Source organism: Bradyrhizobium sp. T-1 (assembly GCF_053592855.1).
In genome coordinates, this window is sequence record NZ_CM132115.1 from 7,753,747 (window position 1) to 7,772,440 (window position 18,694).

At 56.9% G+C, this 18,694-nt stretch carries 16 protein-coding genes; 4 read left to right on the forward strand and 12 right to left on the reverse strand.

The genetic code is table 11. The features are described 5' to 3' along the window. Positions 1-72: 72 nt before the first annotated feature. The 7 genes from ACWAT4_RS37080 to ACWAT4_RS37110 form a co-directional block, all read right to left on the reverse strand. A complete protein-coding gene (locus tag ACWAT4_RS37080) occupies positions 73-303 on the reverse strand; it encodes a hypothetical protein (protein WP_449729384.1) in 231 nt (76 codons plus the stop codon). 67 nt (positions 304-370) lie between these two features. Continuing rightward, on the reverse strand, positions 371-2,866 hold the full coding sequence (locus ACWAT4_RS37085) for a phage head spike fiber domain-containing protein (protein WP_449729385.1): 2,496 nt from the start codon (positions 2,864-2,866) through the stop codon (positions 371-373). After that, positions 2,848-6,810, reverse strand: coding sequence for a beta strand repeat-containing protein (locus ACWAT4_RS37090; RefSeq protein WP_449729386.1), 3,963 nt, complete (start codon positions 6,808-6,810; stop codon positions 2,848-2,850). Before ACWAT4_RS37090 ends, ACWAT4_RS37085 begins: the two co-directional genes overlap by 19 nt. A 242-nt stretch (positions 6,811-7,052) precedes the next feature. Further along, positions 7,053-7,376, reverse strand: a complete 324-nt coding sequence (locus tag ACWAT4_RS37095; protein ID WP_449729387.1) for a hypothetical protein — start codon at positions 7,374-7,376, stop codon at positions 7,053-7,055. 386 nt (positions 7,377-7,762) lie between these two features. Beyond that, entirely contained in the window at positions 7,763-8,674 is a 912-nt protein-coding gene (locus tag ACWAT4_RS37100) for a plasmid partitioning protein RepB C-terminal domain-containing protein (protein ID WP_449729388.1), read from the reverse strand. Then, positions 8,671-9,555 (reverse strand): plasmid partitioning protein RepB C-terminal domain-containing protein, encoded by an 885-nt coding sequence (locus tag ACWAT4_RS37105; RefSeq protein WP_449729389.1) that lies wholly within the window; start codon positions 9,553-9,555, stop codon positions 8,671-8,673. Before ACWAT4_RS37105 ends, ACWAT4_RS37100 begins: the two co-directional genes overlap by 4 nt. Then, positions 9,552-11,045 carry a recombinase family protein gene (locus tag ACWAT4_RS37110; protein ID WP_449729390.1) on the reverse strand — a complete coding sequence of 498 codons (1,494 nt, stop codon included), beginning with the start codon at positions 11,043-11,045 and terminating at the stop codon, positions 9,552-9,554. The genes ACWAT4_RS37105 and ACWAT4_RS37110 overlap by 4 nt, the downstream gene beginning before the upstream one ends. 152 nt (positions 11,046-11,197) lie before the next feature. On the opposite strand from ACWAT4_RS37110, the gene ACWAT4_RS37115 reads away from it, so the two are divergent. Next, a complete protein-coding gene (locus ACWAT4_RS37115; protein ID WP_449729391.1) occupies positions 11,198-11,578 on the forward strand; it encodes a hypothetical protein in 381 nt (126 codons plus the stop codon). Between the two features lie 118 nt (positions 11,579-11,696). Here the strand turns inward: ACWAT4_RS37115 and ACWAT4_RS37120 are convergent, their stop codons facing one another. Both ACWAT4_RS37120 and ACWAT4_RS37125 read right to left on the reverse strand, forming a co-directional pair. Continuing rightward, the gene (locus ACWAT4_RS37120) at positions 11,697-11,903 is read right to left on the reverse strand and encodes a hypothetical protein (RefSeq protein ID WP_449729392.1); all 207 of its coding nucleotides are present in this window, start codon (positions 11,901-11,903) and stop codon (positions 11,697-11,699) included. A 10-nt stretch (positions 11,904-11,913) separates the two neighbouring features. Next, positions 11,914-13,164 carry a hypothetical protein gene (locus ACWAT4_RS37125; RefSeq protein ID WP_449729393.1) on the reverse strand — a complete coding sequence of 417 codons (1,251 nt, stop codon included), beginning with the start codon at positions 13,162-13,164 and terminating at the stop codon, positions 11,914-11,916. A 429-nt stretch (positions 13,165-13,593) separates the two neighbouring features. Here ACWAT4_RS37125 and ACWAT4_RS37130 point away from each other — a divergent pair, with 429 nt between their 5' ends. Next, on the forward strand, positions 13,594-13,917 hold the full coding sequence (locus tag ACWAT4_RS37130) for a hypothetical protein (RefSeq protein ID WP_449729394.1): 324 nt from the start codon (positions 13,594-13,596) through the stop codon (positions 13,915-13,917). A gap of 49 nt (positions 13,918-13,966) precedes the next feature. Here ACWAT4_RS37130 and ACWAT4_RS37135 read toward each other — a convergent pair whose 3' ends face one another. Then, the gene (locus tag ACWAT4_RS37135; protein WP_449729395.1) at positions 13,967-14,860 is read right to left on the reverse strand and encodes an ArdC family protein; all 894 of its coding nucleotides are present in this window, start codon (positions 14,858-14,860) and stop codon (positions 13,967-13,969) included. Positions 14,861-15,114: 254 nt separating this feature from the next. Between ACWAT4_RS37135 and ACWAT4_RS37140 the strand changes: the two genes are divergently transcribed. Next, on the forward strand, positions 15,115-15,474 hold the full coding sequence (locus ACWAT4_RS37140; RefSeq protein WP_449729396.1) for a hypothetical protein: 360 nt from the start codon (positions 15,115-15,117) through the stop codon (positions 15,472-15,474). A 132-nt stretch (positions 15,475-15,606) separates the two neighbouring features. On the opposite strand, the gene ACWAT4_RS37145 is transcribed toward ACWAT4_RS37140, so the two are convergent. Together ACWAT4_RS37145 and ACWAT4_RS37150 are read right to left on the reverse strand one after the other, a co-directional pair. After that, positions 15,607-16,083, reverse strand: a complete 477-nt coding sequence (locus tag ACWAT4_RS37145) for a hypothetical protein (RefSeq protein WP_449729397.1) — start codon at positions 16,081-16,083, stop codon at positions 15,607-15,609. Positions 16,084-16,154: 71 nt separating this feature from the next. Beyond that, positions 16,155-18,191 carry a GmrSD restriction endonuclease domain-containing protein gene (locus ACWAT4_RS37150; RefSeq protein WP_449729398.1) on the reverse strand — a complete coding sequence of 679 codons (2,037 nt, stop codon included), beginning with the start codon at positions 18,189-18,191 and terminating at the stop codon, positions 16,155-16,157. A 295-nt stretch (positions 18,192-18,486) separates the two neighbouring features. On the opposite strand from ACWAT4_RS37150, the gene ACWAT4_RS37155 reads away from it, so the two are divergent. Then, positions 18,487-18,666, forward strand: coding sequence for a hypothetical protein (locus ACWAT4_RS37155; RefSeq protein ID WP_449729399.1), 180 nt, complete (start codon positions 18,487-18,489; stop codon positions 18,664-18,666). The last annotated feature ends 28 nt before the right edge of the window (positions 18,667-18,694 follow it).

The window sequence follows — 18,694 nt, forward strand, 5'->3', positions numbered from 1 at the left end:
CCTGCACCGTTCTTGAAGCATGTTTCGCGCGCGAGCCGCGCAACCCGCCTAGTGACCATCCGTTGAAGATGCTTACTCGATTCCGCAAAGTTTCCTGAATTCGACAGGGGTTTCAGCATTGCCGTCCAGGCCAATGACGCCCGTGCCTTTCAGGAAGAGGTCCAGAGGCTCCCCCTGCAACGAGTAGAGCCGACCGTTGCGGACGGTCGCGATCTTTCGCTTTCCCTCAGCAGCAACGAAAATATCGCCGTTCTCGATCCAGGCGAGTTGCTTCCCGTTCTCGTCATAAATGTAGTCGCTCATTTGTCGGTTCCTTGCGCGCACGCGATAAGCTCGCCAAGGTTAGACCACCTGATCCCTAAAGTCTCGGTCACCGCGTGAAATCTGCCATTGCGGCGTCCGGCATGCGGATTGGAAAGAACGTAACGCGCAAGAGGCCCGCATTTAGTGGATCGTAGCCACCAACATTCTGTCCGCTGATGCCGCCTGACCCCAGATAAAGGTAGTTGGTCGTCCAGTCCCCGCTGTAGGTAGATGACGAAACGCTGTGAGCACCATTCCAAGCGGTTGAATTGTACTGTGCGCTACTCATCGCGGCGGTCGCCGTCGTCGCGTTCTGATCCCATGCGAAGGCCATCTTGACCGGTGTCGTTAATGAAGCCGTGACAGTGCCGGCAAGCGTATACTGCGAAGAGCCATTCCATGGGTTTGCACTGGTAAGATTGCCACCAAAGCCCGCAAATGCCTTTGGGTAGTCACCACCGATGACACGACCGTAGTTGGTGTCATGAGAATTCTGCTGCCCGTAACTCCACGACAGGAATGTTCCGGTTGTTGCGTTCCACCATGCTCCGGTCGGGATGGCGAAACTGTCTCTGCTGCGTGTGACTGCGGCTGTCGTGGTGGGAATAATGGAAGTTTGGAATGCACCTTGCTCAAGCTGCGGCATGACAACCCGAATGGTAGCGTTGATGACAGCACCATTCCCGAAACCGAAATACATCACGGGTCGTACATAGGCGATCGATGCGTTATTGGTTGTTTGGGTCGATGTATAGCGGGTAAGTGTGGATGTTGGAGTGAAGCTAGTTGTCAAGCCACTCAGATAGGCTGGCGTCGAGTCATACTGGTCGATGCCCAAAGCCTCACTTGTTACATTGGCGAGGCTGCCGCCGACGAGGGCTACATAGGCGCTATAGGTCCAGGCCTGGCTGTTTGATGCCGAAACCACATTTAGATTTTCTGGTTTAATAGAGAAATTTTGGCTCGCCGATGATGATGTTCCGGAGAAATTTAGGTCAATATAATCCATGCCGTTCACAAAGCCGATCGCAGACACTTTTTTTATAACATTGTCCCAACTTCCGTTGTTTGTTCCTACAGCCCAATTAGTTGGAAATGCGCCGGCGCTTTGCACGGAAACCACGGTTACATTGGCCGGCGTGGCATTGGTATTGTTGATTTGTATGTATGACGTCGTCGTTGTTGCCGTAAACTGGAAATAGGCGGGAGATATACCCGTGGTGCTGGTGGCGGCACCGAGGTTCGTTCCGCCCGCAGATGTTCCCATTTGCACCGTTACAGCCTGGGCAGCAGTCACGGCAAGTGTGTATGTGTACCCCGATACGGTTGGGATAGCCTGATAGATTGACGCCGCATTCGTACCGTCGCCGGTGAGCGTTGCCGTATTGGATGCAAAGCTGACCGAACCGGCGCCGCCATTGATCGTTGTGGTCCAGCCGGTACAAGTTGAACCCGAGCAGCCGCTGAAAGTGCCGGTGGTCGTAAGTTCGGTCGTGTTGGAGACAGCGGCACCGACCATTGTATTGTTGCGGATGCTGTTCGTCCGGCTTTCCTCGATCAGCAGGCCTTTAGAAACGTGGGTCGTTCGATCGTAATCGCGACGCGGCGCATTGGCGTTGGCAACTTGCAAGATGCCAGTTGAATCAAAGTATGTTGCAGAACCGCTGCCCGAACGCGAAAAGACGGAGAAGCTTTCCGCCGCGCGCGTCGAGATGCTGCCGGATGTTGGAATGTAAGAGGTCGGGAACGCGCCAACCTCCATCTGCATACCCCAGACATAGATGCCCGACGTTCCATCGCCAGCGAAGCCACCATAAACATTTGGGTAAAGTATGCAGCGCGGCACGCCGCCCGTCGCGCTTGCAGGAGACTGGCCGGTAATGATGGCCCTGTACCATCCATTGGCAAACTGAACGGTGGTGGTGGAAGTGACGTACGACATGCCATACAGCTCAAGCTGTGCGAGATTGTATCCCGCCGGCTTGTAATAGACGGAACACGTATAGTAGGTGCTCAACAGCTGCGTGCGCGACGAGACATCCTGGCCAATATAGTGGAGCGTGTTCGTGGTGTTCGGGACATACTCGTAAGCCGGTGAAACGCCATCGGGTGCGGTAGCAGGGCTAGACGTGACGACACTGCCCTGTGGTGCAGACCAGCTGCTTTGGCTGGGATCTCCTGAGTTCAACGCATAGTTCGTGCGGCTTTCCTCTAGCAGATCGCCGCTATAGACCCATGACGATCCGTTATAGGTGTAATTCGGCCGCACCGCGCCGCTGGCAGCCGTTTGCAGGGTGCCGGTGTTGTCGAAATAGGTGGCGTTGGTGCTGCTGTCGCTGCGGGTAAAGGTGCCCGCGCCGTTCAGGAAATCGTTTAGGAACGAATAGCTGGTGCCGTTCAGGTAGTAGCGATTATTATAGAAATCGAGATCCAGCGTCGATCCGTTGTGGTACCACTGCGTTGACTGCCAGTGCGGCAACGAGACCTTGTCGGCATGAGCAGCCGTAGCTGGCAAGACCAGCAATACGATCGCTAGAATGAGCCTCAGTATGCGGGTATCCATGCGACGAAGACGTTGGTACCCGCGCGCGTGAAGGAATAGACCGTCATGGTGCCTGCGGTCGTCGCACCATGATTGCTTGGCATTTTGAAGGTCATCCCGCTCTGGCTGAACGAACATGTTCCCGAGGTCGTCCCCTCGACGAACAATTGATAGGTGCCGCCATCCTGCATGTTTGTGAAGGTGAACGAGCCGCAGCTTGCCGTCGTGTATTGCGTCGTGCTCTGCGACCAGTCGATGGACGTCGCTGAGCCCGCGTTCACAGATTCAACAAACATCGACCCATGCACATCGAGTGTTGCTTGCGGCAAAGTCGTCCCGATGCCGACATTGCCGCCGACAGGCACCAACAAAAGATTGCCTGACGTATTGATGCGCAGGGAATCACGCGTGTGCGCCTGGTCCCAAATGAAGAAGCTGTTATCGCCCTGTTTGCCGATCTGGTAGATATCAGAGCCTGCATCCCGGAGTTTCAGGGAAGACTGATTGCCGCCGCCAAAATCATCGACAACGATCATGGCACTGTTAGTGCCCGTACTTACAAATGCAGCCTGAGTTGCTGAAGCCGATGTCACAGACAACGGATAGGATGGCGATGTGGCTCCAATTCCCACATTACCCTGCACGATAAGACCGTTGCTGGGCGCGGTGGTGGTGCCGATATAGCCCGCGCCGATCACCGAACCGCCCGAGACATCGAGCTTGTTAAGCGGCACGTTGGTTCCGATACCGACATTGTAGATGCCGCTGGTACCGTTGATGGTGAGTGCATCGATATTCCCGACGCCCTGAATTGTGAAATAGGCATTTGGGCTTTCGCTGCCTCCAAAACGGAGTCTGTTGACGGAGGCGCTTCCGGCCGTGGTTGAGTTTCCAGCGTTGATGTAAACCTGGTTATTGGTTCCGGTCGTGTTATCACGCGCCAATATCGTTCCCACAACGTCGAGAGCAGCACTCGGTGCCGTCGTCCCGATGCCGACATTGCCGCCTTCTTGTATGGACATGAGCGCCTGAGATTGCGGACCATTCCAGATATCAAGTGTGCCCGCATCGTCTTTGATGGTCTTATATGCTGTCGCTCCTTTCAGTTGCAGATAGGGTGAGCTCGCGCCAGTACCGATCACTGCACCGGTATCAATCAGGGCAGCCCCGTTGACCTCGAGTAGCGCAGCAGGACTTGTCGTCCCGATGCCGACATTGCCCTGAACGATGAGACCGTTGCTGGGCGCGGAGGAAGTGCCCAGCGCGGCTATATAGCTGTTGCCGATTGCGACACCCCCAACATCATTGATCTGCATCGTGGTGGTGTTGGTACCTGCCTCATAAACGGCGAAATTCATATAGCCGTTTTCGGCGCCCGCTACTTTTGACGTAATACCGCCCGCTGTGCTGGCGAACACAATCTGGTTTCCCGATGCATTCAAGCCTCTGAAATTCAGACCACCGATGCCGCCGCTGCTGGGGTTACTGAAAAGGCTGATATTGCCGCCGACGGTGAAAATGTCGGTCGGCGGTGTGAAAGTCGAATTGATCTGCACACCACCGTTATTGCCCGAAATGCTCATGCGGGTGCTCCACGATTCATAAGTGGTGCCGGAAGCGCCGTTGGTCGTGGTCTGGAAAATAATCTGGCCGCCGCTACTGCCGTTGCCGGTGCCGATGCCGCCAATCAGGGTCAGGTTGCCGCCATTCTGGTTGGTCGAGCCGGACTGCGCATTACCCGCGCGGATGGTTAGGCCGTTACCGGCGCCAGAGCTTGCGGCTTCAACGGCTATTGTTCTTCCGGCATCGCCGCCGAAGCTGAGCGCGTTGTTTATTGTTGAAGTGCCGATGCCCAGCCTTATATTCGTATTATCCCAATAGAGGTTACTGCTGGCGCCGAGAATGCCGGAGTTGTTCCACTGCACCTGACCATTCGAACCGGCGGCATCCAGCGCGCCTGCGCCGACCGCTTCCCAGCCATAGGTCACGCTGTTGTAGGTTTCGAGTTCGTCATAGTCGGTGTTGTAGATGGCCAGGCCCGTGGCGGGGGAGCTGATGGCGTTGCGCTGCGCCGTCGTCATGCGCGGCGGCAAAATGCCGTTGCTGGTTGAATACACATCCAGCAGCGCCTGCGGATTGGTCGTCCCGATGCCGACATTGCCACCCAGAATGGCCATCACTTTGTCGGCTGTCACAGCCGCGCCGCCTTGATCACCCATGAAGATACCGAGCGAATAGGTGCCGGAGACATAAGGCATGGTGGCGGCTGTACTGCCAAGGCCGACGGCCATCGAATAGTCGCCGCCGCTGCCGCCATAGCTGCTGCCGGTGTGCGCCTGATAGCCAAGTGCCATGCTGGCTTTGCCGCTGGCTTGAGAACCACCGGTCGAAAACGAAATGGCCTGAGTTCCGAAGGCCGATGGAGTGTAACCGATCGCAAAAGCATTACTAGCAGCAGCATTCGCGGCATGCCCCATCGCAGTCGCTTCGGTACTGCTTGCTGTGGCGAAGGAGCCTCCCATGGCAAATGCTTGTGTGCCGGAGGCTGTTGCATATTGCCCCACGCAGAACGAGTTCGATCCGGAAGCCTTGCAACCCTGTCCCAAAGCGACAGAGTAATTTCCGATATTCGTATCGTCGCGCCAAGCACTCGACGTGTCATTCGGGTTGACTGAATCAACACCACCAACCTGAAACGCGGCCTTTTTCGGGTACCAGATCATGCGCGTGCCCGCACCAACGGTGCCGAGAGCAACACCGCTCGTGCCGACCGAGCTGTAACCCTGCGCGTAAATTCCACCGTCATTCGCCGCGCCGTTACCAATGCTGAGGGGAAACAGCGGCGCCGTCGTCCCGATGCCGACATTGCCGGCGGTAGTCAGGCGCATGTGCTCTGTGCCGCCTGCGTAAAACGTAAGAAGTCCAGCCCCTCCGTTCGATGTAAGTCGGAGTTCACCGCTATCAGTTGGTGATGCGTAACATAACTCCCCCTGTGGGCTCCCATCGCTCCCACGACGAAGAGTCAGACATCCAGCATTATTTGTACTCCCAAGCACCAGTTGACCGATAGTATTTCCCCCTGACCAGGCGCCTGGAATATCAAGAAGCGCCGTCGGCGCTGTCGCGCCGATGCCGACCTTTCCCGGACTGGCGGCGGTACCGATGCTGGTGCCGTAGATCAGGTTACCGATGTTGAGGAAGTTGTTGGTGCCTTGGGCGGGCGTATCGACCTGGTTGTCAGTGCCGATCAGGATATTGTTGCTGCCGGTGTTAAGGGTCGCGCTTGCGACGTTATAGCCAAGGATCGTGTTGTTCGCCCCGGTCGTAATCGACAAACCCGATTGATAACCGAGCGCCGTCTCGTTCGCCGCCGAAGACGTCATGGATAGATTGTAAAGCGATTGATAACCAACAGCGACACTATTCGCGCCCATGTTTATTTTACCTGCGCGAAAACCAACGGCTACCGTATTCTGCCCCATGTTGGAGGAACCCGCGCCTCCACCCACAGCCGTAATGGTGCCACCCGTACCTGTTAAAGCAGCAAAATCGCCGATGGCAACACTGGATGCTCCGGTAGTAATCCCCATACCGGCCTGATAGCCGACGCCCGTATTGTAATTGCCCGATGTTACGTTAGCGAGAGCTTGAAAACCCAATGCGGCATTACCAACGGCGGCTGTTGTCATGCTTGCGCTGCTAAGGGCCTGTGAACCGATGGCGATGTTGCTGTAAGCGGCGCTTGCGGGTTGATTGGCGAGCGCGCTTGGGCCTATGGCGATGGAAGCGCCTCTGGTTGTATCTGACGAAGGATAACTGACGCCGTTCATACCGCCGATATAAAGCGTCCCGCTGGTCGCCTGCGACGTACCGATATAGAGGCTGCCGTAACCAATGGTCAGATTGGGATTGACGTAAGTCAGCCCGCTGTCGCCGGCTAGGCCGCCGCCACTGTTGTACTGCACCTGTGTGTTGCTTCCGCCCGCCGCAGCAGTTTGCGAAACGACGCTCCATACGTTCGAGGAGCATTTAAGGATTTGTCCGTTCGCGTCGGGCCAGCCATACTGAACACTTGATCCGCTGCAAGCTTGGCCTGACGTCCCGACGGAGAATCCTGGCGGTGTGGCCAACTGGGCCAGAAGCTGCGCGGGACTGAGCAGGGTAGCCAGAGCAACCGCGATTGCGAATAATTGGCGCCGACTACATTTCATTCGGCTTTATCGAGGCTGACATTTCGCCAGTTCGTTCCATCGCAAAGTTGCAGATGCTTGTCGGTGTAGCGTAGCGATCCCGCGTTGGTGCCGGCGCAACCTACCCCCGACGATCCAACCTTGAGTTCGCCCTGATAGACATCGAGATTGGCCGCGGGAGATGCTGTGCCGATGCCGACGCAGCAATGGTTGGCTCCCGAAAACACCATGCCGCCGATTGGATTAGTTGGGGGCTGTGTGGCCTTCGGCTGATTGGCCGCCGCCGCGCCATGCGCGAACAAGCCGAGGACAAAAGAGAGGACACAAATGCAACGCTTCACAAGAACTCCCTTCCGGAAAGCTCGGAAAGACACCGGGAAGAGAACCTTCCACTGGCGAGCACGGGAGTTCAGACATCGTGATAGCACGATTGCGACGGCCTTTGGCCGTGAGGCTTGGACATCCAAGGACATTGCCTGCGCAATATTCTCGCCGCCGCCTCCCGGCCCATAGGGTCGAAAGGCAGCGTTTCATCGGCAACGCAAACACCGGCTATCAAGAGGTTCTGACACCCCGAAGGCAGGCTTTCTCTGCCCTCACCTCGACACTGCCACGGCGGTTGGGCGGGTCAATGAAGTTGTATTAATGCCCATGGGAGCGTGATAATTCGTGCACGTCCCGAATGCTCTACGAATCGATTTCAGCGCTTTGATCACCTACGCCGCGATCACCGCGCCGTGGATTCCGGCACGGGATGATCGAGGGAGGTCACTGAAACGATCGCCTTGAACTCCTCAAGGATCTCGGGGTGGTTCTGATCGAGATAGCGCTCGACCTTCCGGTTGGCGATCAACTTCGATATGTAACCGGAGGCAATCACCAGATGCAGGACGTCCTCGCCATAGGAGGCCTCGACAGCCTTGAAGTCCTGCTGAAGCGTGCTCATCTCGCGTTCCATGCGTGCCAGTTGCTCCGGCGTCATGCCGTCGATCCGTTTTGCTCTCTCGGGCTTCGCCAGGTCAGCCTGCTTCGTTGCGGCGAGAAGCGCCCGCGCATAGCCGACGGTGAAGTTCGACGCCGACAACATCAATTCCGCGACTTCGATCTGTCGCATCGAACTCATTTTCCGCATGACATCGAATGTGACCGTGCTGACCATCTTGTCCTTCAGCATCTCGATGACTTCCGGGCTTATGCCGTCCAGCATGGCCCGGCGGCGCTTGATGTGGCCGATATTGACGTCGAGCGCTTTTGCCAGCTTTTCCTCCGAAACGCCCCGCGCAAGTGCCCGCACGATCATGAAGTATTCCTGGATCGTCGCGAGGTGATTGATACGTTTGTTATAGGTGAAGGTTTCATCATCATGCGCCAGAATGCAGCGGGCGCTTGTTTCGCCACGATCCAGTAGCGCCGCACGACGCCAATGGCCATCGAGCAGGAGATATTTCCCATTCTCGTCAGGGTTCTTCGACAGGACCAGCGGCTCGATCAATCCGACTTCGGCAATCGACTGCGCCACGCGCTTGTACCGGACAAGCCTTTTTGTCTCGTCTGATATCTGCTTGAGCGGCAGGATTGAATCAAACGGGATGACAATGATGTTTTGCTCAAAGGCTATGCGGACATCAGCCATGCTCATGGCTGTCCTCCCGCTCCGTGGAGCCGCTCGGCAACTGGCCTCGGGAGCGTATGCAATTCCTCCGCCTGGAGCAATTTGACGAACGAGGCCTCTGCCATCAGCATTCGCAAGGCGTTGACGGCAAAGAGCAGGCGGCCTTGGGCGAGGCCAGCCTTCTTCACGAGTAGTTTCTGCCGATCAGCCTCTTTCTTGTAAGCGCGCACGAGGGCGCCGGATGTTACGCGCTTGGCCTGTTGCCGCGGCCCAGTTGGAGTCTTTGCCTTGCCAAGCAGGTTACGTTGTTCAATGATTTTGCGGATCGCGAGGACCTGATTGCCGGGAATCGCATTCGCTTCATAGGCTTCCGCAAGCGCCTTCTGAACATCGCCGTCCTTGGCTTTTGCAATTTCCATGGCAATTGTGTGAGGAATGATCCCCCTCTCTACCGCCGCCAATAGCCGTTGCTCTCCGTTCTCCAGGAGGGAGCAGATTGCATAGACATACTCGGTGCTGAAGTCGATCTTGGCCGCAATCTGCCCAATCGAATAGCCTCGCTTCTTGAGATTGCCGATCTCGGAGACAAGCTCCAGTGGAGAATGGTGCCGCCGCGCGAGGTTTTCGACGAGACTCATCACGAAGCAATCCTCTTCGGAGGCTTCGATGACAATCGCCGGTATTTCCGTTTGACCAAGCGCTATAAAGGCTTCCAGCCGTCCTTGGCCACAGACGAGGTCAAATCCGTGACCATTGCGGCGGCTAACCGTGATTGGCTTCTTGAGGCCAAGATGGGCAATGCTTGTTACAAGCTCGCTGAAGATCCGCTTGTTGCGCGATCGAGGATTGAGAACCCTGATATCCGTTACGGGAATTTTGATGATTTCCGGAGCCGTTGCGTCGCTCATGCGGCAACTCCCAGTTCGTTGCGCGCGCTTAGTCCAAAAAGCGCATCGAGATCATCGAAGCGATAAGCGTCCAGGTAGATACCATTCTCCTCCGCAAGCCTGAGCCGGTCGGCTGACATATCGATGCTAGGCAGGAGGTAGTAGTCGAGTATCTCTTTGTTCTCTCCGTCCATGCGGATCGCGATGGTGATGTCCGGGCGCAGGCCGGTATCCAGCCTGAGCTTCCAACGCAGAAAACCGGCCGGCGTGTGCAAGCATCGGGCAATTATGATCGAGGCCGTAAATTCGCCATTGATCGTCAGAATGTCCGTTAGCTCATCGAACTCGACGGTCCCGCCCACCTCGCGTATTCCCGCCATCGCCTTCTCAAGCACATCCGGAAACATTGTTCGGAGGGCACGGTTGGTTTCAATATACTGGTAGTCGCGCCCGGGATCGTATCCAACGAGCTGGTAAGCCCGGATGAGGCTGCCAAACCGGGTTCTGTAGACGGAGCTTGAAGGCATCTCGTCCATCTCGTCGATAACAAGACCGGAAAGGTGCCCTTTCTGCTTCAGAAGCGTTGTGAGTCGTTCCAGCATTTCGTCGTCCGTCAGCCTCTTGCTGCGCTCCTCGATGATGCGCCTGGCGGCAAGGAAGAAGTCGCTGTCGATTACAGCGTCGAACACATGATCGGCGCGTATCCACATATCCGGCGGATTGATCACGCGCGCCTGTTTCAGCTTGAAGGAAACCCGGTTGTAGACGTTGTTACCGACATACTTTTCGTTGGTAAGGATCTGGTGGATTGTCCCGCGGGTCCAGGGCCGGCCAAACTCGTTCGGAATTCCTTCAAGATTGAGCATGGCAGCAATTTCGGCCTCCGATTTGAGCTGGAGGACGAAGCATCTATAGATGCGCCGCACCAGCTCGACCTCCTGCGGCGGTCCCGGCTTTAGGATGACCCGATCGGTTTGCAGGCTCTTGTACTCGCCACGGCCAAGATCGGCCTTGGGCGTCCGATGTTCGTCGATCAGTTGCCGCCTGAGACCATATCCGGGAGTACCGCCCTGCCGGAAACCAAGACCGATCAGCCGGCACTGCCCGGCGAAGACCTTCGCTGAGAGTTCCCGGCTGTACTCGCCGGCCATCGCCCGCTTCATGCTCTTTATTATTGTAGAGGACAGGCTGCCGTCGTTTTCGAACTGCTCGGCGCAATACTGGACCCGAATGCCCGCTTCCTTGCAGGTGTATTCGTAGTAGGCGCTCTCGTCGGCATCGGGGAAGCGGCCCCAGCGGCTCACGTCATAGACTAGCACGACGCTAAAGTCAGTGCGGCGGTTTCGGACATCGTCGATCAGTTGCTTGAGGGCATCCCGTCCTTCGATCCGCAAGCCGCTGCGGCCTTCATCGGCATAGGTGCGAACGATCGTGAGGCCGTGCCGGGCAGCGTAGGCTGCGATCGCATCCTTCTGGTTCTCCGTCGAATATTTTTGATGGTCCGTGGACATGCGCACATATTGCGCAGCCCGTGCCGGGTCTCTGGTTGCGTCCTCGGCATTTGCTTGTTTGGGACGTCGCACGGAAAGCTACTCGGTCATCGATCAACCTGAATTCGGGTCGAGCCTCGCGGATAGCTCAGCGTACCCAAGGGAGAGCTGGAATGTCGCTTCCGAAAAAGGACCGAAAGATTCAGTCCGTTTCAGGAAACTCTCATCCTGACGGGACGGCAGACCTCGGAAGCTCCGAGTTTGCGCTAGAGATTGCAGAGGCTCTTCACAAGGAGTTTGGTGAGACCCACGCTGCCATCAAGACGGTCGTCGCCCTGACAAAGGCCAACGAGCGCGCCGTGAAGAACTGGTTCTCGGCCAAGAATGGGCCAACGGGTCGACACCTCGTTGATCTTGTTCGCATCTCCGACGAGGTTCTGGAGTCGGTATTGCGCATGTCGGGCAGGAGCGATTTGATTTTGGCAAAGAAGCTTGGCGATTCCAAACAGACGCTGATCAAGATGCTCAGCCTTATCGGCGAACTCCAAGGTTAGTCGATCTCGTCGCAATTTCTCTACCTCTCAGCTACAGAAAGGCGATCCGACCGGAGGGGACTACGCGACATTGCGCAACAGTCCCAAACAGACCGATTTCGATAGCCGTCCAGGTCCGCTAGCCTGATTTTCGTTTCTTGAAGAGGCGGCCATGAGCCGCATCACGCCCATCGCCAATTTCTTCCGCTTGATTGTCCTGAGTTAGCGAGCTCTTTTCCTTAGCGCAATTGGCGGAGTGCTCACAGCCGTCGCTCCTCTTGCCCACATCGGCAACTGGCTGCGCACCGTTCAGATCGTCGGCCGCACGGTGCGCCAGTTTATTCACCTCGCAACGTCTACAGTGAAGCCGATAGCAAACTCTTCGAAGATGCGCTCGCCATAGGAAGTTGAGGTTGAGCGGCGAGAGATGGACTGGAGGCCCTGGGCGTGGGTGCTGACTCTGCCCCCAGATCTCTTGCTGTCTTTCGCAGCTCCTCGACAAACGCTTTCGGCTCTTCATTCAATGACTGTTTAACCAACTCGCGTGCGTGCGCACCGTCGGGAGACTCCAGATAGTTTGCCAAGCCCTGAGCCGTCCTGCCGACAAGATTCCGAGTTCCGGCAACTTTATCCTCATGTCCGACGCCGCTGCTGAGTTGATCGCCGATTTGCCGCATGTTGAAGGCAAGCTGCCGTTCCTGCCGGTCGGCCGTCAAGCCAAAGCCATTTTCGCGCAGAATGGAGAATTTGTCGTTCATCGCACCGATATCGTGCTGCAAGCCTAGTTGTCGCGCATTGTTTTCATGGCCCAGGGAGCGAGCGTCCTGCAAAAATGATTTCTCAACATTGGCACCTGCCATTTGTGCGACAGGACGCGCGACTTCGCCGATCACGACACCGGCACCAGGAATTTCCTCGAGACCACGGATCGCGGCCTCGACCATATGACCTTGGGCAACCGCTAATCCTTCTCGTGAAACAAGCATGGCGTTAGCTCCGGCTTCGGCAGCCTGAGCCGCAGAACCGCCGCTCGCCAGCGTAACACCGGCCGCCAAAACGCCAGACGCAGCTGTGCCGACCACGCCGAAGATTTTGCCTAGTTTGCCCGTAGCATGCGGCAGGTGTGGCGTTTCATGCGGCATGTCCCACACACTTGCAGGTGGCAGTGAGGTTTTGGCGGCTTGAAGCGGCGGTGTGCTTTTGATCTTCGGTGCATTGTCCAGAATTGTGGAGCCAGCATTTTTGGCGATGTCAGTCGCTGTTTCCAGCGCAGCAATATTGTACTGGGCATGCTGTGGATTCAAGAAAAGTACGCTGTTCGGTGCCCGCGCAATATCTTCTGCAACGGTTTGCGTAAGAACCTTTTTCGCAAAGTCTGCATTGTTGCCAGGTGTGATTCCCATCTTGCCATGGAAATCTATCATGTGCGGCACTTCGGACTGTCTTGCTTTGAGGTTACCGAGAGCAATGACACTTTCAGCGCCGGTAACGGGACCTCGACCGCGGACCAGTCGATTGGTTTCTATGCCGACATTTCTGCGGAAAGCCTCAAGGGCCTGCGTGGCGATTTGCCTGTAATCCGCCTCTGAAAATGAAATATCCGGCATAATGACTTTCGCTCATATGATTTCTCGGCACACAAACTTCTTGAAAACGGCTCGTCTGAAAAACGGTAGATGACCGCCGGCAAAGTCGGCGGGACTAGGTGCTTATGAGGTTCGATGATACTCAAAGGCGGTAAATATTTCTTTAAATCCGAATTGCCCTTGATTTTGTCGATGTTTCGCCAGGTCTGCGCGAGCAGGTTTTCGAGCTGTCTGGCGCCCTGTCGTCCTTCAGGATTTTTGGCAACGGGCAATTGGCGATCAGGCGGCGCAGCGTGTGCTTGTACTGCCTCGTCGGTCGGCTGCGATCCGTTCAGAAAATCTGCCCCACCTGATTGCTAGACTTTACCAGCCAATCCCAATCGGATCGATTTTGATGCTAGTCCGCGCCCGCTAGTCTGGCCCGGTTGGTTCATAGCCTTGGGGACGTCCATGAGCGGCATCACCCGGATCGCCAATTTCGTCCGCTTAGCCGTCATGAGTGGACGAGCCGTATTCCTCGCCTTCGTTGGCGGCTTGATGATCGGCTTCGCAGTCTGGCTGGTCCTACCGTCCGGCAGTTCGTGGTTTCTGGATGTGATTGCAGCCTGTTTCGTCTGGAAGGGCCTTGAGGTAATCGGTATCGGACTCGAACCCTTTGCGCGGAAGCCAGACCTCCAACAGATTACAGGTCCGGGACGAAACCTCCCGAGCCCTTATGGAAGCCGTGGCATGCAAGCCAGTGAGCAGGGGCGGTCCACCCGCTACGCTCGTTGATAGGGCCGCCCAAAAGCGAGATCGCGCATGGTATAGTCACCGCCGCGGCTTAGGCCGCGGCGGAATTTTTGTTGTGAAACCCATGGAGGAAGTCTGCCGCGCGCTGCGCGTGCGAAGACGCTGTAAAAATCGCGCGTTTGTCGTTCTTCAGCACCTTGATCCAGGAGGCGATATAGGAAGCGTGATCCTCCCTCACCTCCGGCGTCAGGCCGAGATCGGCAGAAAGGAACGCGGCTCCCAATTCCGCCACCAGTTCTTCCATTGCATAGCCTTCATCGCCGAAGCGCTTGCGGCCAAACTCGCGGTTGAGGCGCTTCTCGTGGCGAGTCCAATGCGTGCATTCATGCGCGAGCGTGGCATAGTAGCTGACAGCGTCCTCGAAAAAGTCGATACAGGGCATGTGGATGTTGTCGGTCGACGGCACGTAACAGGCACGGCTGCCGCCATGGACGATATTCGCGCCCGTCATTGCGAAAAATGCGTCGGCTTGCGCGATGCGCGCCACGGAATCCGCCGGCTTCTGTGCTTCGCCGTAATAGTGCGCGGGAAGCCCTTCGATCTGCCCGACATTGAAAACAGTGTACCCTTTCATGAAGGGGATCGCGCGTTCGGCTTCGTCTCCCGTCTCCTTGTTGGTGTCCTTGCGGATCATCCTGTCGGCATAGACGACGAGCGTTCCTGTTTCGCCCTTGCGCACGTGGGCCCCGAGTTCGTTCGCCTGCTTGAAGGTCATCCAGATGGGCGCGCTGTAGCCGCATTCAATGGCCGCCGACCACAGCATAAGAACATTGATGCCGTTGTATGGGATGCCATTGGCGCGCAGGGGCCGCGAGATGCGTCCCTCGGCATGTTCTGCTTTCCATGGCTGATGCCATGGCCTGACGCCTTGCTCGAGTTTCTGAACAATCTGGTCCGTGATCTTCTGATAAACATCCGCCTTCATTGCTGCCGTCCTCTTTGCCGGTTGCGCATGCAACCGGAACTAGGCCAGCGCCAATGAGCGGGGGTTGGCCGTCACAGGCCGGAAAGCGAGCGGGAGCTGGTGCGGGCCGGAGGTGCGCGAAGCGAGCCGACTACACGGCCCGCCGCTTTCCGCCCCCACGCTCTCCGTGGGGGCTTGGCCTTGACGGCCTGGGGGCCGCAGGCCCCTAATGTGATCACTACGAATCCATCGCCTCTTGTTGACGATCCACTTTGATGCCGAACCGGACGCTAAAGCCCGCAGAACTGGAGCGCGCCCGAGCGCTGCTCGTTGAGATCCGAGAACAGCTTGTCGCGCTCGCAGGTGAGGACAGCGAATTGCTGTTTGCGTACCGTCGCAAGATCGCGAAGGAATTGATTTATGACGAGCGCAGCCCGCCGATGGTCCGCCGCAGGCTGAAGGTCCAGAAGCGCGTGGACCAGGAGGGCCGATGTGCCCGTTGTCGCGAGCCACTTCCGGAGAAATATGTAGTTCTGGACCGTATCGAAGCGTCGCAAGGATATACGGCCGTCAATACCCGCTTGATCTGCGAGAAATGTGACCGCGAAGTTCAGGGGGAACGTCGCTACAAGTGATCAGGCCGAGACGTTCGCCGATATTTGCGCGAAGGATCGTTACCCGCAGGGCGGAGACCTCGTGGCTCCGCGCCATCCGCGTAGGCGCGGTGGCGTAGAGCCTGACCGGCGCAGCCGGGCGCGCCCAAAAGATCACTCGTCTGGATACTCATCCAGCTCGATCCGCGTCTCAAACCGAAAATGGCGAATACGCGCTTTCCGGTATCGCAACGGCTCCCCATCAAGAACAATGTACTTGAAGCGTCCTGCGACCAGCATCTGCATGACGGGGCCCAATGCGTCGGCGGCCATGGAAAAGCCCCCGATTATGCCCACGTCACGCAGGTCGATATAGCCAACGCCGAGCGGCCTTTGGTCATGCTCCTTTATAGGCGGGTGGTGCTGAACATCCGGCATGAAAGTGAGTTCCGCCGTCTGGGCTTTGCTCTTGAGCTTGCTGGGAAGCAACAGTTTCGCCCGCACGACCAGATGGCGGTAGTCGCTGTAGGGCCGGTCATCATAGCGAGGATCATTGATACCGAAACTGTAGCTCCAGTCCCAATCCACGATCTGAATGATATAGCAAGATACGGCCTCCGCCGGGCTGGCACGGCGCTTCGTCTTGGGCATGACGCCACCACACCATTCGTCGGGCCTGTGTCCCTGAACGCATGGCACGCGGCTGAAGCCGGGGTGCGCTATCAGAGACGGCTTAGATCTTGCGACGGATCGATCGGGACCTCGTCCGCGTTGTCGACTGCATCGGCGAACAGGGTATTGAGAGTCCGGCCATCGGCCGACTTCCACACCTGCCAACCGTTTTCCGAGGGCCGGACCGTGCCAGCCTGCTCGTAGCAGCGAATGGCAGCCGCACTCGGTGCGGCGATAAAGCCGTCGGCCAGCTCTATGCCCGCCCGCCTGGCTTTACCGGTAAATGTCTGGCCCTTGTATGTCAGGTACAGTGGCGAATCCTCCAAGAGGATTCCCGTATCTATGAGATAGGCCAGGGCCTTCTGTACCCTGTTGCCATCGATTTGCGGAGGCCGGCCCGAGACCTCCGGAACAAGAAGCCATTGGAATTTATCGGCGATCAGCTTGCTGCGTTCGGCAATAAAGTCCTCGAAGCGGTCGAGTTTCCAAAGCTGTCTGTCGTGCGGTATCAGATGCATATCGAGATAGGCAGCTTCTGCACGCGGACCAACAAACCAGTCTTCCGGCATCTGGTCCGACTTTCCTCCTGAACCATTCTCCTGCATGGTGAGAAGCATGCAGTTCGCCAACTGATTGCGGTCACCCTCCCGGTACTTCATCATGTTCATGCGCCCCGTCGCCGGATTGATCGTCTTCACCTTACGGAGCACACTCTGCGGAAAGATGTGATCGACTTGCGGAAGATTGTTTGCGTAGGCCGGCGTGTAGTTGAAGTCACGGTACCAAAGATTGAAGAGTAGATGGATCGTTTCAGAGCCATAGCCCATCTTCCACAAACGGTCGTCCGTTAGCTCCAGACTCCGATTCTGCGATCGAATGATGCCGAACGCTTCGTTCAGCTCGAAATCTTCGGCCCGGTTGATCTCTCTTACAAGATCATCGATGAGCTGGTCGGGTGTACCGCTGAACGCGCCTGTCAATGATGACCGCAGCAGGTATTGATCCACGTCCTTCGCGCGCCGCCATGCATCGGCAAAATGATAGCGGAAATGGATCAGCGGGATCAGGACGAGGTATGACGGCAGCGCCTTATCGCAGCGTATGAAGGTCTTGCCGCGCACATAGTCGAGTACATCGCTGATCGCATCTGCGATCTTGTCCCACTTGCCTTCGATCTCTTCACGCACGCCTTGTTTGCGAAACTTTTCGACCTCATATCGCGCACCGTGGCCCAGCAAGGTAAGGCAAGTTTTCAGGACGAAGTCGCGTGTGAAAGCGAACCCGTGCCGGTTCAGCTTTTCGAGCAATTCCTCCATCTGGTCATTCGCATCGTCCCAGGTCGAGGTTAGCAGGGCGAACAGCAAGTCCGACTTTCCAAGGCGGGTGCCGCCGGAATTCGCCCGAATGAAGACCTCAACGACATCGTCTTCCGTATAGAGCTGCGGATTCTCCGTGCTGTCGAGCTCCTGGTAGCTAATCCCGTCGTCGCTATGAAAGGCTTTGAACACGATGGCGATGTGTCTGCCGATTTTGTCCTTGTCCTGGTCGGTCAGCTCACCGTTCGCCTGGTCGATGATACGTTGCGTCGCGGTGAATGAGTTTGCATCGCCAAAAACAAGATCCTTGAACTTGATCCACGGGAATTTGGCTTCGGCGGGATTCAAAAAGGCAAACTTGAATTTGATATCGTCAGGTGCTGAGACCTCGCCGCTTAGGATGTCGAGGAACAGTTCGCGGCCTTCGTAGCTGCCCTTAAGTCCAATAAAGAGGCTTTGAAGGCGCTGCTGGCCGTCGAGGACCAGGCACTTCTTCTTGTCGTTCTGCGGAATGTAGAAATCCGATAGATGATTTCGCTGCTCCGGCCAGAAATTATCAATGAACTTGCGGCACCGGATATTACTGCGCGTTTTCCAGACCAGCAACGTGCTGATGGGATACTCGCGAAGAATGGAATCGAACAGGCGGCAAGTCTGTTCCTCGTTCCAGACGAACGGCCGCTGAATGTTCGGAAGCCAGAAGCCGCCTTCCTCGTCGGGATTATTGAGGTAGCTGACAATCTTTCGCAAAGAATGCTTGGGAGTCTTCATTTGCTCTCGCGCAATTGGATCAAGCTCAAAAGGCGGTTCGCAGGCTACAACGGTGCCGAGCGCCTTACAACCTGGCCGCGACCTCCTCCCCGGCTTTGACTACGCCACACGTTCTTCTCCGGCCTTATCGCACCGTCCTCGACAATTCGGCGCAAGCGCTCCGCCTACGCCAAGGCTTCGGCGGGCAGGGCCGCGCTCGTCCACTTCGTTTCCGCCTGAGGTGCGCCTGCCTCCTCCGTCGCAGCGGCCCTATCCGAAGACCGCGATTGGCGCGGTCAGAGCGATGGAGGACGAGATGCCGCTTTTGACAGTTAGTGAACTGATGCACCTGACGCGCGATGAGCTATGCAGGCTAGCCGCCCAAATCGAGCAGGGGCTGCCCGGGTCCGAACCCGGCACGGTTGAGCGGCTGAATGCTCTGACTAGCCTTGAGAATATCCGGCGTGTCATGACAATCCGCGGCTTTCATTTCTGATGGCCGCCACAACAGAACGCCCCTGCCG

What these genes read in the sequence shown, in the direction of transcription:
- ACWAT4_RS37150 (WP_449729398.1), bottom strand. Translation starts at nt 18,191, where the DNA reads ATGAAGACTCCCAAGCATTCTTTGCGAAAGATTGTCAGCTACCTCAAT.
- ACWAT4_RS37155 (WP_449729399.1), top strand. Translation starts at nt 18,487, where the DNA reads ATGCCGCTTTTGACAGTTAGTGAACTGATGCACCTGACGCGCGATGAG.
- ACWAT4_RS37145 (WP_449729397.1), bottom strand. Translation starts at nt 16,083, where the DNA reads ATGCCCAAGACGAAGCGCCGTGCCAGCCCGGCGGAGGCCGTATCTTGC.
- ACWAT4_RS37115 (WP_449729391.1), top strand. Translation starts at nt 11,198, where the DNA reads ATGTCGCTTCCGAAAAAGGACCGAAAGATTCAGTCCGTTTCAGGAAAC.
- ACWAT4_RS37110 (WP_449729390.1), bottom strand. Translation starts at nt 11,045, where the DNA reads ATGTCCACGGACCATCAAAAATATTCGACGGAGAACCAGAAGGATGCG.
- ACWAT4_RS37135 (WP_449729395.1), bottom strand. Translation starts at nt 14,860, where the DNA reads ATGAAGGCGGATGTTTATCAGAAGATCACGGACCAGATTGTTCAGAAA.
- ACWAT4_RS37100 (WP_449729388.1), bottom strand. Translation starts at nt 8,674, where the DNA reads ATGAGCATGGCTGATGTCCGCATAGCCTTTGAGCAAAACATCATTGTC.
- ACWAT4_RS37130 (WP_449729394.1), top strand. Translation starts at nt 13,594, where the DNA reads ATGAGCGGCATCACCCGGATCGCCAATTTCGTCCGCTTAGCCGTCATG.
- ACWAT4_RS37140 (WP_449729396.1), top strand. Translation starts at nt 15,115, where the DNA reads ATGCCGAACCGGACGCTAAAGCCCGCAGAACTGGAGCGCGCCCGAGCG.
- ACWAT4_RS37125 (WP_449729393.1), bottom strand. Translation starts at nt 13,164, where the DNA reads ATGCCGGATATTTCATTTTCAGAGGCGGATTACAGGCAAATCGCCACG.
- ACWAT4_RS37085 (WP_449729385.1), bottom strand. Translation starts at nt 2,866, where the DNA reads ATGGATACCCGCATACTGAGGCTCATTCTAGCGATCGTATTGCTGGTC.
- ACWAT4_RS37080 (WP_449729384.1), bottom strand. Translation starts at nt 303, where the DNA reads ATGAGCGACTACATTTATGACGAGAACGGGAAGCAACTCGCCTGGATC.
- ACWAT4_RS37105 (WP_449729389.1), bottom strand. Translation starts at nt 9,555, where the DNA reads ATGAGCGACGCAACGGCTCCGGAAATCATCAAAATTCCCGTAACGGAT.